Below are 15,075 nucleotides of genomic sequence, written 5' to 3' on the forward strand. Positions count from 1 at the left end.
CCTCAGGGTCTGCCGGTACCACAGTGAATGAGGCCCTTCATGTTCCAATCCTTTCAAGTGACTGCCCGCCCGGAACAAGGCCCACCAAGGTTGACCGCGCTGCGAGCGGAAATGGCGCAAGCGGGTTTGGATGGGTTTCTGATACCGCGCGCGGACGCCCATCAAGGGGAATATGTGGCCCCACGTGATGAACGTTTGGCTTGGTTAACGGGTTTTACAGGCTCGGCCGGGTTTTGCGCCGCCTTGCCTGATGTCGCCGGGGTCTTCATTGACGGGCGCTATCGTACGCAGGTTAAGGCACAGGTTGCCGATGACTTCACGCCAGTGCCCTGGCCCGAGGTCAGCCTGAGCGCGTGGCTGAAAGAGCAGCTGCCCAACGGGGGCAAGGTGGGGTTTGATCCTTGGCTGCACGCTGCAGGTCAGATTTCCGACTTGATACGTGACCTGGACGGTACCGGTATCGAACCAGTGAGATGTGAGAACCTTGTTGACCGGATCTGGGCGGATCAACCTGCACCACCCATGAACCCGGTCAAGGTGCATCCGATTGAATTTGCCGGGGAGTCGTCGGACAGCAAAATTACGCGTCTGGCCAAAGATTTGCAGCGGAATGGGAATAGTGCTGCGGTCCTCACCCTGCCGGATTCGATAATGTGGCTGTTGAATATTCGCGGATCTGACATTGCCTATAACCCGGTCGCACATGGTTTTGCGATTTTACATGCAGATGGCAGGGTCGACCTGTTCATGACAGCCGACAAGCTGGCCGAAGTCAGGGATCATCTAGGTTCAAATGTGACCGTGCATGACCCGCAGACTTTTCTCGACACGGTCGGCGCACTGGAGGGACCAGTTCAAGTGGACATTGGCACCCTGCCCCAGATCGTAGCGGATGTGTTGGGGACCGCGATGACTGAAGGTGGCGATCCTTGTGCCCTGCCCAAAGCCTGCAAAAACCCTGCCGAAATCGCGGGCAGCGCCGAAGCGCATTTGCGTGATGCAGTGGCCGTGATCGAGACCCTCTGCTGGCTGGACGAGCAAGCCCCTGCCAGTGTGACCGAGACTCAAGTGGTCACGCGCTTGGAAGAGAACCGGCGCAAGGACAATGCGCTTCAGGATATCTCGTTCGACACCATCGCAGGGACCGGGCCAAACGGTGCGATCATGCATTATCGCGTGACCGAAGAAACCGACAGCCGCTTGGAAGACGGTCACATTCTGGTTCTGGACAGCGGCGGGCAATATCTGGACGGTACAACCGATATCACACGAACCATTGCCATCGGCGAAGTTGGCGATGAAGAGAAAACCTGTTTCACACGTGTTCTGAAAGGCATGATTGCCATGTCGATGTTGCGCTGGCCTGCAGGGCTTGCAGGTCGTGACATCGAATGCGTGGCGCGAACGCCGCTTTGGGCCGCAGGGCAAGACTTCAATCATGGGGTCGGCCACGGGGTCGGAGCTTATCTGAGTGTTCACGAAGGGCCGCAGCGCCTGTCAAGGGTAAGCCATGTGCCGTTGCAGCCAGGTATGATCCTGTCAAACGAGCCTGGATACTATCGTGAAGGCGCTTTTGGCATCCGCATTGAAAACCTTGTCGTAGTGGAAGAGGCTCCCGCCCTGCCCGGCAGCGACGCAGAGCGTGCAATGCTGAACTGGCAGACCCTGACTTTCGTACCGATTGACCGCAGGCTGATCCTGGTCGATATGTTGACACCCGACGAACGTAACTGGCTGAATGCCTACCACCGCGACGTTGCGGAAAAGATCCGCCCAAGGCTGGGACGTGACGCGCAACTGTGGTTGGATGCCGCAACTGCGCCGGTCTGACACCGGGCTGTTACATAGAACGGGCAGAGGAGAGGCCCGAATACGACGAAGGAAGGAATAGGAATGACCGAGATCACGATCCAAAAAGCGCCGGGCAAATGGAGTGTCCGCTCGGGCGGTGCGATCCTGGGCGAGACAAACAATGCCCTGGAACTGCACGAAGGCGACAAGGATCCGGTGATCTACTTCCCGCGCAACGACATCGCGATGGCCTTTTTGGACCGTACCGACAAAGTAACCCATTGCCCCGGCAAGGGCGACGCAACGCATTTTTCCATCGTCAACAAATCATCCGTGACCGAAAATGCAGTCTGGAGCTATGAGAACCCAATCCCGGACGTGGCTGAGATCAAAGATCATCTGGCATTTTATCCTGTGGAATCAGTGAAGGTAGAGCAGATTTAGTCTCTGCTTAGGGATCTTTGTTGCGCATTCAAACGGGCCGGAAGGCCCGTTTTTTTTGCGACTATTGTAAAGCTTCTGGAAGCGAAAGCGCTCTCCATTTCCTACCCTCACGCAGCTGTGGAATGCATGTGAGCGGCAATTGCGGCACACTTACCTGCGGGTATCACCGGAGGCTTCCATGTTGATTTCACGTCGCGGTTTTGCAGGGATGATCGGGGCTGGTGCGCTTGCCCCCGGTGCGCTGTGGGCACAGCAGGATCCAGTGCTTGAAGCTTTGCGTAGCACGCTGGAGGGGCGACGTACCGCGTTTGAGGCGCAGATGGCGTACCTCAAGGATCGTGGGCAGCCGGATGTTGTTCCTGGGTTGTTGACCGCGATGCGTTATGCCGACCGTCGGCGAGACGAGATCGTCAAGGTGATGGAGGCTCTGACCGGGCAGCGCTATGGCAACGACTGGTTCGAGTGGATGCTGTGGCAGGAGCGGAACCCGCAGATTACTCCTCATCCGTCGCTTATCCCGTTCAAGCGCGAGGTTCTGCTGCGGATCGACCCGAACTTCGACGTGTTCCTGCAACCCGAATACCTGCAACGCGACCGGATGAGGATCCGTTTGGAAGAAATCGCATGGGGCGGAGTGCATAAGGACGGTATTCCGTCTTTGGACAATCCGTCTCTGATTTCACCTTCGAATGCCGGATATCTTAAAGGCGATGATCTGGTCTTCGGCGTAGCAATCAACGGGGACGAGCGCGCCTATCCGTTGCGGATCATGGGCTGGCACGAGATGTTCAATGAAGTGATCGGCGGAGTACCCGTGGCGCTGGCCTATTGCACGCTTTGCGGGTCCGGCATTCTTTTTGAAACGCAGGTGGCGGGGCGGCGAAAACCGTTCATTTTCGGTTCGTCAGGGTTCCTTTATCGCTCGAACAAGCTGATGTTTGACCGCGAGACACATTCGCTTTGGAACCAATACACCGGCAAACCTGTTGTGGGTCCTTTGGTGAATAGCGGCATCACGTTGAAACAGCGCCCGGTTGTGATCACTACGTGGGACAGTTGGAAAACCTCGCACCCAAAGACGCGCGTCTTGTCTCTGAATACCGGGCATCGGCGCAACTATGGGTCGGGCGTTGTCTATCGAGATTACTTCGCCTCAAGCGAGTTGATGTTCCCGGCAGTGGTGGATCAGTCCAGACATCGGCAGAAAGACTACATCTTTGCCGTGCGCCAGTTCGGAGCCGCGCGCGCTTGGCCGCTGGATGCATTCAAGCGCAAGCCGGTGATAAACGACGCCATTGCCCAAACGCCACTGGTTCTGATCGGGGACCCAAAAGAACGCAGCGTACGCGCCTATGAGCGCAAAGGTCATACATTCAAGGCCACGCAAACAGGTTTGCAGGATGGCAGAGGTCAAAGCTGGACCGTGACTGAAGACGCGTTGATCGGACCGGATGGCACACGCTTGTCTCGGGTTGCGGGCCACATCTCTTATTGGTTTGCGTGGGACAATTACCTGGGGGACGCTGCCAGCGTCTACGGTGGTTGAGGATCAGGAATGTTCCTCGGCCGCGGTGGCGGCAAGCGCTCTGTTGTAGGCCTTGAGCGCATCTATGTGGTAAAGCGCACCTACCGGTGTTTCAGTTCCATCGGCATCCAGAATAACCACCGGAATACAAGGGATGTCCGCCCGGTCGAAATAGGGCATAGCAGCTTCCAGTGTGGCGCTGGCCTGAATGCACAGGCCCTGTTCGATCAGTCTCTGCGCTTCTTCCTTGGTGATCGAACGCGGGTCACCGATTGGGCGCATCACGGCCCCGGCGCGCAGCATGGCCAACAGATATGCCTGCGGCCCGGCCGCCAGATGGACATCCCGCCGTTCCAGTTGGGTCAGGAAGAAGGACCGATCCACAAGACGCGAGGCCAGCGCAGTGGACATAGAAACCGTCACCATCACCGCAAGACCGATCTGCCAATCCCCGGTCAGTTCAAAGACAATCAGTGTGGTCGAAATAGGTGCACCCAGCACCGCGGCAGCCACAGCACCCATTCCGGCAAAGGCATAAAGCGTGTGTGTTCCGGACACGTCCGGCAACAGACCGGTGGCGATCAGTCCAAAGGCCAGCCCGGTCAGCGCGCCCACCATAAGTGAGGGAGAAAACACACCACCGCCCATGCGCCCGCCCATGGTGATGGCGACGGCAACGGTTTTGGTAACGGCAAACAGGATGGCCGTTGTCAGAACCAGATCACCGGTCAAAGCACGGATTGTGGTCTCGTATCCCACGCCGATGATATGCGGGAACCAGATCGCCATAAGCCCCAGCATCGCGCCAGAGACCGCCGGGCGCAGCCACCCCGGGATGGACAGACGGCTTTGGATATGACTGCCGATATCCTCGGCAAAGAAGATCGATCGCATCAGCAGCAGGGCGACAAATCCACAGATCAGACCGAGGATCAGGAAAGCCGGAAGTTCGACATAAAATTGCAGCGACCCCGGCGTATCCAGGGTGAATTCGGTAACATCGCCGTATTCCAGCCGGTTGATCACCGTTCCCGCGACCGAGGCGATAACGATCGGCGCAAAGGCATGAACGGCGAAATGGCGCAGCACGACCTCGAGCGCGAACAAGGCCCCCGCGATAGGCGCGTTAAAGCTGGCCGATACGGCGGCGGCAACGGCACATCCCAAAAGGTCACGTCCCGTGATCCCGTCCGCATGGATGCGGTTACTGACCCAGGTGGAAATCACTCCGGCCATATGCACTACAGGCCCTTCCCGGCCCGTTGACCCGCCCGAACTGAGCGTGATCAGAGAAGCAAAAAACGACGCGATCCCGGCCTTGACCTCAACCCGGCCGTCCGTCACGGCGGCGCCTTCGATTACATCGGCCACAGACCGCACACGCCCGTCATTGGTGAAACGGTTCAGGATGACGCCCACAAGCAGGCCGCCGACGATGGGAATAATCAGAACCATGAACCACGGCAGTTTCTCGGCATGACTGTGCAGCAGCAGGATATCATCCGTGTCGTAAAGGTAAGCCTGCAGGGAACGGATGGCTTTGCGGAAGCCAAGCGCCATGAACCCTGCCGCGATACCGATGGCCAGTGCGATGAACCAAAACTGGATCTGGCTTGGCCCCCGGCGCAACATCACCCGCCACGCATCCTTGATCGCGGCCAGAGCCTGATTGAACTGGTTGCGCAGAACGGTGCGGGTCGATTGGGTCATTGGCCCTCGGGGATCATCACTTACACCTTAGTAAGCCACGGAGCGCCCATATAAAAGTGAGATAGCGACAGTGTGAGCACTGATTCACGCCATAGGCACATCAGGCTTGCAGCAGAGCCCGGGCAGCAGCGCGTGCTTCCTCGGTGATTGTATCACCTGCCACCATACGCGCGATCTCATCCACACGGTCCGGTTCCGCCAAGGGAATTACGGTGGACAGGGTTTGCCCCTTTGTCACCTGTTTCTGCACACGCCAGTGATGCGCGGCACGGGCGGCAACCTGAGGCGAATGGGTGACGACAAGAACCTGACCGCCCTGCGCCAATGACGCCAGCCTGCGCCCAACCGCATCAGCTGTGGCACCGCCAACGCCCCTGTCAATCTCGTCAAAGATCATCGTGCGCGCGCTGTCATCCCCAGTCAGACAGACCTTAAGCGCCAGCAAAAAGCGGCTGAGTTCACCGCCCGATGCAATCTTGTTCAAAGGACCGGCCGGAGCGCCGGGATTGGTCGCCACGGTGAACGCAACTGCGTCAGTGCCTTCGGGGCCCGGCTCTGCCAAAGTGAGCTCGGTTTGGAACACGGCGCGTTCCATCTTGAGCGGGGCCAGTTCAGTCATGACGGCCGCATCAAGCCGCCCAGCAGCCGCCTTGCGGGCTGCGCTCAGCTCGGCAGCAGCGGTGTTATAGGCGTCCTGCGCCGCGTTCACGGCTGTACGTTTATCCGTCAGATCGGCGTCACCCGCCTCCAGCCGATTCAACCGGTCGCGCAGGGTGTCGGCAAATGTTCCCAGATCATCCGGTGATACATCATGCTTTCGCGCTTGTGCCCGGATGGCAAACAGGCGTTCTTCGGCCTGTTCCAGTTCCGCCGGGTTGAAATCCAGCGCCTGAAGGCATGCATTCACGCCGTCCTGCGCCTCGCCCAGTTCGATCATCGCACGCCCAAGCGCGGCAATCGGTTCTTCCAATTGACCACCTGCGTTGTCTGACACGCCTTCCAACCAGCGGATCGCGTCAGACATTGCACCTTCAGCCCCATCCCCGGATAACAGCGCGAAAGCGCGGGCGACATCATCCCGGATGCGTTCGGCCCCTTGCATCATGCGGCGGCGCGCATCCAGTTCGGCATCCTCGCCCGGTTGCGGATCAAGCTGGTCCAGTTCGGCCACGGCATGGCGCAGAAATTCTTCTTCGCTGCGGACAGCGGCCAGTGCGGCCTCGGTCTCGGCCAGGGCCTTACGCGCACGAGACATCTCGGACCAGGCCGCACGCACTTTGGCCAAATGCCCCGATACACCAGCGAAATCGTCCAGCATCGCCCGATGCCCGCGCGGGTTCAGCAACCCGCGATCGTCATGCTGGCCATGCAGTTCGATCAGGGTTTCGGACAGAGCCCGCAACACGTCGCCCGAGCAGCGCCGGTCATTGACCCAGGCGGTCTTACGCCCCTCAGCAGTGTTGACCCGACGCAGGATCAGTTCTTCGCCCCCCGGCAAGCCGGCTTCAGACAGAATCGCATGAGCGGGATGGTCGGCAGAGAGTTCAAATTCGGCGACGACCTCGCCCTGTGCTGCACCCTGCCGCACCAATTCGGCCCGTCCGCGCCAGCCCAATACGAACCCAAGCGAATCCAGAAGGATCGATTTGCCAGCCCCTGTTTCCCCGGTCAAAGCGTTCAAACCCGGTTGGAAGGTCAGTTCCAACCGGTCGATGATGAGCATGTCGCGGATATCTAGGGCGCGCAGCATCGGGTCTTTAGCGTCCCAAGCCAGAAGCCATGGCGATTACAACCATTCACCCTTGATGGTCTGACGATAGATCGTGCTGAGCCAGTTGTTGCCACGGCTCTTGAGATCAAGACCGCGTGACGTCAGCAGCTTGTAGGCATCGTCATACCATTCCGAGGATTGATAGTTATAGCCCAGGATGGCACCGGCTGTCTGCGCTTCGTCCAGCAGGCCAAGGGACAAATAAGCCTCGACCAGACGATAGAGCGCTTCAGCGGTGTGAGAGGTCGTCTGGAAATCTTCAACAACAACGCGGAATCGATTGATCGCTGCGATGTAGTGATCCTGACGCAGGTAATAGCGCCCGATTTCCATCTCTTTGCCTGCCAGATGGTCAAAGGCGAGGTCGAATTTCAAAACCGCCGAGGTGGCATATTCGCTGTCGGGATACACCTCGATCACGGTGCGCAGCGATTGCAGCGCCTGAAAGGTCAGGCCCTGATCGCGCCCGACCTCATCGATCTGATCATAGTAGCTGAGCGCCAGCAGGTATTGCGCGTAAGCTGCATCTTCATCCGTGGGGTAGAAGTCGATATATCGCTGCGCCGCAGCCCGGCTTTCTTCATAGTTCTTGTCGGAGTGGAACGAAAACGCCTGCATGATCAGCGCACGTTTGGCCCAATCGGAATAAGGATACAGGCGTTCAACTTCCGAGAAATACCAAGCCGCATCGTCCGAGCGATTCTGCGACAGTTCGTATTCACCACGGGTGTAGATCTGTTCCGGCGTGAACCCTTCAAGGTTCTGGCTCCGGTCAGCGCCTTTGTTGCCGAAAAGGCCGCCTCCGTTACCACACGCTGCCAAAACTGCTGTCAGAAGAATCGCGCCTGCGAGTCTGACTGCCGCTTTGCTGCCAACCATACCGCCCATCCTTGTCGTCTTACTTAATGGGGTTCGCCCCGAATTGAGCCATGGTCTAGCACAGAAAATTCCGGTGCAAAACGCCTTATGCAACATCTGGCGCAAATGTCGTCAGAGTTGATCTGATCAGGCGACTTCCGGAATTTCGTTTACAATAAGCCCCTGCCCCGGCAGACGTGCGGCCTGCTGCGGCGTGCACAGCACCGGACGCACCGCACCGGGTGTCTCGAACAGGTTGCGCAGAAGGGTATTGGTCAGAGAATGGCCCGACTTGTTACCGGTGAAATGGCCCAGAATCGGACCACCTGCCAGATAAAGGTCACCTAGAGCATCCAGCATCTTGTGACGCACAGCTTCGTCGGCGCGGCGGAAACCACCGGGCGTCAGCACCTCGTCGCCCTGAACAACAACGGCATTGTCCAGCGTACCGCCCAAGGCCAGCCCGTTGGCACGCATGGCTTCGACATCCGTGCGACGGCAGAATGTACGGCAATCGCTGAGTTCGCGCGCAAAGGAACCGTTGCGCATATCCAGCGTTTTGGTCTGGCTGCCGATTGCGCTGTCTTCGAAATCAATGTGGAAGTCGATGATCAAACCGTCGGCAGGAACGATACTGGCATCCGCGCCTTCGCGCGATGCAGTCACGGGCTTTAGAACCTCATAGGCCAGAACCGGGCTGGCCTGACGGCGTACGCCTTTGGCCATGATCCCGCGCACAAAATCAATCGACGACCCGTCCATGATCGGTACTTCGGGACCGTCAATCTCGATCAACGCGTTATGAACACCGCATCCGGCCAAAGCGGCCATGATATGTTCGATGGTCGAGACCGAGACGCCTGAGTCATTCACCAGTCGGGTGCAGAGCGGGGTACGCTCGACCGAATGGTAGATGGCGGGGATCATTGCATCGCCCAGATGAATATCCGTACGTTTGAACCAAATCCCATGCCCCGCTGCAGCAGGCTTGAGAACCATGGTTGCGGGTTGGCCGCCATGCAGTCCAACGCCTTTGAACGTGACCGGAGATTTGAGCGTATGTTGCAAAATGGGCCTCGGTGAGCAGTGTCCAGCCTGCGAGGGCTGTGTTGGACACTCAGTTAAGGAAGCCTGCGTCAAGGCTCAACTCACTCTTTGTAACCGAATGAAACATGTATGTAACAGATCGGCAAAACCCTGCTTACATATTCGTAAACCACCATTTCTAAACGATAAAGGGCCGCTAAGAAGCGGCCCTGTGAGTGGATTTTGTTACCGCGATCAGTTGGCTTGGCGGCGCAGGAAGGCAGGAATTTCGATACGATCCTGCTCGGGATCGGCCTCATCCTGGACCGGCGCGGTGGCCTCGGACTGGCGCAGAACCGGTTGCTGACGTGGTGCTTGCGCCGGTGTATCCGCTGCGTGACCGGTCATCCGATCGATCAGACGATTGAAGCCAAAACGCGACCGCTCTTCAGGTTCGGGCTGCGAAACGGCCTCGGGCTGACGCGGTGCAGCCGGACGCTGCGGCGCAGACGGAACCTTTTGTACAGCCGCCTGCAGACGCTGCAGCGCTTCAGGCGACGGTGTCCCTGCCGCATGGCCGCGCGGGGCGACAAAGCTTTCGGGCGCGGGTTCGACGTGTTCGGGCTGCGGCTCAAAGTCGGCGACGCGCGGCTGGTACGCCGGAGGCGGCAGATCATCCTCTTCCCGCTCGTCTCGCGGCTGGAACTGCGGTTGCGCAGGCTCTTCCGCTGTCTCAAACAGCGAAGGTTCACGAGGCTCTTCCATCTGAGGCGCGGCTTCTACCATTTCGGCTGCAACAGGTGCGTCTTCCTGAATGTGCTCTTCCGCCGAAACGGTGCGTGTCAGTGGCTCGGACATTGACCGACGCGCAACAGGTACATCCACGGGTTTTTCGCTGGCGTCGATACCGGTCGCAACGACCGATACACGCATGCCGCCTTCCATGGCTGTGTCCAGCGTCGACCCGACGATGATGTTTGCTTCGGGGTCCACTTCTTCGCGAATGCGGTTGGCCGCTTCGTCCAGTTCGAACAGGGTCAGGTCGTGGCTGCCGGTGATGTTGATCAACACGCCCTTCGCGCCTTTGAGGCTGATTTCGTCCAGCAGCGGGTTGGCAATGGCTTTTTCTGCCGCTTGAACCGCACGATCTTCGCCGGTTGCCTCGCCGGTTCCCATCATCGCCTTGCCCATCTCGTCCATTACGGCACGAACGTCGGCAAAATCGAGGTTGATCAAGCCCGGGCGAACCATCAGGTCCGTAACACCCTTAACGCCTTGATACAGCACGTCGTCTGCCATCGAGAACGCCTCAGTAAAGGTGGTTTTTTCGTTGGCCAGACGGAACAGGTTCTGGTTCGGGATGATAATCAGCGTGTCGACAACCTTTTGCAGTGCTTCAACGCCGTCTTCGGCCTGACGCATCCGCTTGGCGCCTTCGAATTGGAAAGGCTTAGTGACGACACCCACCGTCAGCACACCCAATTCACGGGCGGCTTGCGCGATGATCGGTGCAGCGCCGGTGCCGGTGCCGCCGCCCATACCGGCGGTGATAAAGCACATATGCGCGCCTGCCAGATGATCGACGATCTGCTCGATGCTTTCTTCGGCGGCTGCCGCGCCAACGGTTGGACGAGCCCCTGCGCCCAGACCTTCGGTGACCTTCACGCCCAACTGCACGCGTGCCGAAGACTGGCTTTGCTGCAGCGCTTGCGCGTCGGTGTTGGCGACCACAAAGTCGACGCCGTCCAGCTGTTTCTCAATCATATTATTGACGGCGTTCCCGCCTGCACCGCCAACGCCAAATACTGTAATCCGAGGCTTCAGTTCGTCGTGCCCGGGCATCGAAAGATTCAATGTCATGCTCTGTCCGCCTGTATTTATGTCCCGCCAAAGCGGTGTTTTTCTTACCTATCCTTGTTCGATTTTAGCCGGATGATGCGAAAAGGTCACGTCAAAAATCGCGTTTTGCCACAAAATATGGAGGAAATAAGGCAGCAACCGGCGGCATTTCGCAAGCACTGCCAGATATAGCGGAAACATCGGCGACCATAACAAGACACCCATCACCACGCGAAGGAATCCTCTCCTTCGCGCTCAGACAGACTATTTCTACACTGCGGAAAACTGCTCAGGTCCTGCCGCGAGACCTCTGACGGGCCCTGTGGATATTTTGAGGGATAAATCTGCGCGCCGCAACCAGAAACTTCAACTGGTCGGGGCGTTTGGACAGTTCAGGCTGCTTTCCGTGATACTACGCACTTCCTGAATTTCTCCGTCTGCAAATGAAGCCAGCCTCACCATCAGACGGCCTTCGTGCAAAAACGGCCACCAGCAAACCGGGATTCCGTCCGGATCGTTGTCATAAAGAAAGCAGATCTGACCGTTTGGCGTTGTGATTTGCCCATAAACACATCCACGTCCCTCTTCCCGCCAAACCGAGACGCGACGGTTCAGAAATTGCTCTGTCCCGACCAGATCGCCACTGCGAATCTCGTAAAACGTAAGCGTTTTGCCGACCGCAGCGTCCAGAAACGCGTCTGGCGTGATCATACTCTGCGCCGTGGCCCAGCCCGGCAACAGGGCAGCGCCCAGCGCGGCCCAGCGCAAGTGCTTACCAGTTATCACGGAACCACCGCACTGCGCGTTTGAACGGGCGCGCAGCATAGGTGTCGACCGGGATCTCGAAATCCCACCATTCATCCTGAGGATGGGCCGCAAACAGGCTGAGACCCACGGCTGAGGAAAACGCAGGGCCTGTCGCCGATTGCGGCAGGCCATGCACACGCAACGGGCGTCCCAGACGCACGCGCTGTCCCAGAATGCGGGTGGCAAGTCCGTCCAGCCCCATGATCTGGCTACCGCCTCCTGTCAGAACGATTTGTTGGCTTGGCATATGTTCGAACCCAGCGGCGTCAAGACGCACGCGGACCTCTTCCAGAATCTCTTCGACGCGCGGGCGCATGATGCCGATCAGCTCGGCCCGGCTGACGGTGCGGCGGTCATGTTCCCAGTCGCCCGTGTCACCACCGATATCGATCATATCCCGGTCATCGGCCCCGGTTGCGTGCACGCCCCCGTTGAAGGTTTTGATCCGTTCGGCCACAGCCGCAGGCACACCCAAACCCATCGAGATGTCGCTGGTTACGTGATCGCCCCCCATACCGACGCAATCCGCATAGATCATGTGCTTCTTCATGAAGATCGACACGCTGGTGGTGCCACCACCCATGTCGATACAGGCTGCGCCCAGCTCCTGCTCGTCCTCGACCAAGGCTGAGATGCCCGACACGTATGCCGAGTTGGCAATACCTGCGAGCTCAAGATCACAACGCTTGATACAACGCACGATATTCTGGATCGCCATCGCGTCTACGGTCAACATATGCATGTCGACCGCGAGGCTTTGACCCATCTGGCCGCGGGGATCGATCAGACCCGATCGGTTGTCGAGCGCAAAGTTCACCGGCTGCGCATGCAACACCTCGCGCCCCTCACCGTAATCTGGCACGTCGCAGGCGTTCAGAACACGGCCGACCTCGGCCTCGGTCACAAGCTGACCATCAAGGTCGACTTGCGCATCCAACCCATAAGAGCGCGGATTGGCCCCCGAGAAACAAGCGATCACGTGATCGACTCGCATATCGGCCATCTTCTGCGCCGCTTGCAACGCGGTGCGGATGGCGCGTTCGGTTTCCTGCATGGCGGTGACTTCGCCAAATTGTACACCGCGCGAGCGCGTGGTCGCCGCGCCAATGACGCGGAACCCGGTCTGGCCAGCCATCGAACCGATGGTGTTGTCTTCACTCAGCCGACCCGTGCCGTCAAAACGCAAAACAAGGCAGGCGATCTTTGAGCTACCCACATCCAGAATGGCAATCACACCGCGTTGCAATGCCTGCCGCCGCATCTGACGCATAGCGCGTTGGGACTGATAAAGATCGGTCATCATGGTCGTTACTGCCCGTTACTCACGTTCACTTTTGTATTCCACCAGTCTTCGCTGGCGGCTTTGCTCATTCGGATGGTTGGACGCTGGCCAAGGCGCATGTCGACAACGGCCACATCACGTTCCAGAAGGTCCTGCACTTCGTTGACAGCCAGCACGCGTTCGAGCGCACGCACCGGGCGGGTGGTCGGCAACATGATGCGCTGGCCACGGTCCAGAACCAGATCCCAGCGCCGCTCGCCCACGCGCACCAGCCCACGCACGCGGTTGCCCAGGCTGCGCGAGGTTTGAAAGATCTCAAGCGCTTCAGCGACATGAGCGTCCGCGCCCTTGCCGGCAATCAAAGGCAGGTCTGAATGGTCCTTACGCGAAGGAGTCTCTTTGACGTGGGCTCCGGTATCATCCAACAATTCCAGCCCATCGCGGGTGCGCCAGACTATCGCTGGCTGACGCTCAACTACATCCACCTGCAGGATACCGCCCGGACGGATGCGCACGGTTGCTGATTTCACCGGGTCCAGGCCGGTTATCGTATCGCGCATGTGTTCGACATCCAGGTCCCAGGAACTGATCGGGAAATCCAAAGGCACGACCTCGCGGATGTCCTCGGACAAGCTGGTGCCAGCCCCATCAATGGCCATCAGATTGACCATGAACTCAGGACGTTCCTGAATCGAAGTGCGTATATCGGCAACAAAGGCCGTGACAGCATCGCGCCGCTCTGGCGAGGCGAAGTAAAGCCCAACGGCCGCAGCAACAGCACAGATCGGCAAACCGACTTTGACACCCATGCGGATGCCCGGCGTGAGCATCCAGCGCTGAAGCCTGTAGCTCAGGCGCGACGGTGCCGGATCGCTGCGGCGTGCGGTGCGGGAAAACACCCGCGCCCCGCGCAGGCGCAAAATCGGCTCTGCTTCGTGCGTTTCCGTGTCTGCGGATGCGAAATCAGCATCCGGCCCCGCAAGCGGTTTGGATCGATGGATTTCCAGTGAACGGCTGGCGGTCAACGGTCGCATGAGGCGTCCTCCACCATCCAGGCGCATAGCTGGCCAAATGTCATGCCCAGATGGGCGGCCTGTTCCGGGGCCAGCGACGTGGGCGTCATTCCGGGTTGCGTGTTGGTTTCCAGCAGAAACAGACCATCAGCGCCCATGCTGTCATCCCACCGGAAATCGGTACGGCTGACGCCCCTGCACCCCAACACATCATGCGCGCGCACGGCGTAATCCATGCAACGATCGAAAATTTCTTGCGGAACGTCAGCGGGCAGAACATGCCAAGATCCGCCGGGTTTGTACTTGGCGTCGTAGTCGTACCAGCCATCATCCGTCATGATCTCGGTCACGGTCAGGGGTCGGTCCCCCATCACAGTCACGGTCAGCTCGCGCCCGGCCACGTATTTCTCGACCATGACCTGCTCGGGCATCGCTTCATCCAGCTGCGGCGGACCATTGGCGTTTTCGTGCACGATGTAGATACCGACGCTTGAACCCTCATTATTGGGCTTGGCCACATAGGGTGGCTCCATCACGTGGACTTCGATAACTTCGACCTTTGGCACGATCACGCTGGGCACGATCGGCAAGCCCTCGGCCTGATACACTTCTTTGCTGCGCTGTTTATCCATCGCGAGGGCCGAGGCCAAAACGCCGGAATGGGTGTAGGGAATCCGCATCCACTCCAGCAGACCCTGCACACAACCATCTTCACCCCAGCGTCCATGCAGGGCGTTGAAAGCCACATCCGGTTTGATGTCCAAAAGGCGCGCATAAAGGTCGGGACCTGCGTCCAGTTCGACCACTTCAAAGCCTTCTCCCACAAGGGCGGCTGCGCATTCGCGCCCAGAGCTGAGAGACACCTCGCGTTCCGCCGAGGGTCCACCCATCAATACCGCCACTTTGGGGTTTGTCCTGCTCGACATTCCCAACGTGCGCCTCAATGTCCCCGGACCTTATGTGGTGGTCCGTACTGCGTTATGCCTTTGATCCGTCGCCTGAATTAGCC

12 protein-coding genes are annotated in these 15,075 nt (G+C 58.8%); 3 read left to right on the forward strand and 9 right to left on the reverse strand.

Going from position 1 to position 15,075, the window contains the following annotated elements:
- The first annotated feature begins 39 nt into the window (after positions 1-39).
- The 3 genes from GS636_RS05415 (at position 40) to GS636_RS05425 (ending at position 3,781) form a co-directional block, all read left to right on the forward strand.
- Positions 40-1,830, forward strand: a complete 1,791-nt coding sequence (locus GS636_RS05415) for an aminopeptidase P family protein (protein ID WP_171668722.1) — start codon at positions 40-42, stop codon at positions 1,828-1,830.
- A gap of 63 nt (positions 1,831-1,893) precedes the next feature.
- Positions 1,894-2,235: a DUF427 domain-containing protein gene (locus GS636_RS05420; protein ID WP_171092280.1), complete on the forward strand. Its 342-nt coding sequence runs from the start codon at positions 1,894-1,896 to the stop codon at positions 2,233-2,235.
- Positions 2,236-2,413: 178 nt separating this feature from the next.
- Positions 2,414-3,781, forward strand: a complete 1,368-nt coding sequence (locus tag GS636_RS05425) for a DUF3179 domain-containing protein (protein WP_171668723.1) — start codon at positions 2,414-2,416, stop codon at positions 3,779-3,781.
- A gap of 3 nt (positions 3,782-3,784) precedes the next feature.
- On the opposite strand, the gene GS636_RS05430 is transcribed toward GS636_RS05425, so the two are convergent.
- From GS636_RS05430 to GS636_RS05470, 9 genes are all read right to left on the reverse strand, one after another.
- Positions 3,785-5,470 (reverse strand): chloride channel protein, encoded by a 1,686-nt coding sequence (locus GS636_RS05430; RefSeq protein WP_171668724.1) that lies wholly within the window; start codon positions 5,468-5,470, stop codon positions 3,785-3,787.
- 100 nt (positions 5,471-5,570) lie between these two features.
- Entirely contained in the window at positions 5,571-7,220 is a 1,650-nt protein-coding gene (gene recN, locus GS636_RS05435) for a DNA repair protein RecN (RefSeq protein ID WP_171668725.1), read from the reverse strand.
- 36 nt (positions 7,221-7,256) lie between these two features.
- Positions 7,257-8,120, reverse strand: coding sequence for an outer membrane protein assembly factor BamD (locus tag GS636_RS05440; protein ID WP_171184968.1), 864 nt, complete (start codon positions 8,118-8,120; stop codon positions 7,257-7,259).
- A 126-nt stretch (positions 8,121-8,246) separates the two neighbouring features.
- Positions 8,247-9,167 (reverse strand): UDP-3-O-acyl-N-acetylglucosamine deacetylase, encoded by a 921-nt coding sequence (lpxC, locus tag GS636_RS05445; RefSeq protein ID WP_171668726.1) that lies wholly within the window; start codon positions 9,165-9,167, stop codon positions 8,247-8,249.
- A gap of 213 nt (positions 9,168-9,380) precedes the next feature.
- Complete coding sequence (gene ftsZ, locus GS636_RS05450; protein ID WP_171668727.1) at positions 9,381-10,985, reverse strand: cell division protein FtsZ; 1,605 nt, start codon at positions 10,983-10,985, stop codon at positions 9,381-9,383.
- Positions 10,986-11,330: 345 nt separating this feature from the next.
- Positions 11,331-11,750, reverse strand: coding sequence for a hypothetical protein (locus GS636_RS05455; protein ID WP_171092295.1), 420 nt, complete (start codon positions 11,748-11,750; stop codon positions 11,331-11,333).
- A complete protein-coding gene (gene ftsA / locus GS636_RS05460; RefSeq protein ID WP_171092297.1) occupies positions 11,737-13,071 on the reverse strand; it encodes a cell division protein FtsA in 1,335 nt (444 codons plus the stop codon). Before ftsA ends, GS636_RS05455 begins: the two co-directional genes overlap by 14 nt.
- Before the next feature lie 8 nt (positions 13,072-13,079).
- On the reverse strand, positions 13,080-14,087 hold the full coding sequence (locus GS636_RS05465) for a cell division protein FtsQ/DivIB (RefSeq protein ID WP_171668728.1): 1,008 nt from the start codon (positions 14,085-14,087) through the stop codon (positions 13,080-13,082).
- The gene (locus tag GS636_RS05470) at positions 14,075-14,992 is read right to left on the reverse strand and encodes a D-alanine--D-alanine ligase (RefSeq protein WP_253762655.1); all 918 of its coding nucleotides are present in this window, start codon (positions 14,990-14,992) and stop codon (positions 14,075-14,077) included. The genes GS636_RS05465 and GS636_RS05470 overlap by 13 nt, the downstream gene beginning before the upstream one ends.
- Positions 14,993-15,075 lie beyond the last annotated feature (83 nt).

The organism is Ruegeria sp. HKCCD4884 (assembly GCF_013110855.1).
Classification (GTDB): Bacteria; Pseudomonadota; Alphaproteobacteria; order Rhodobacterales; family Rhodobacteraceae; genus Ruegeria.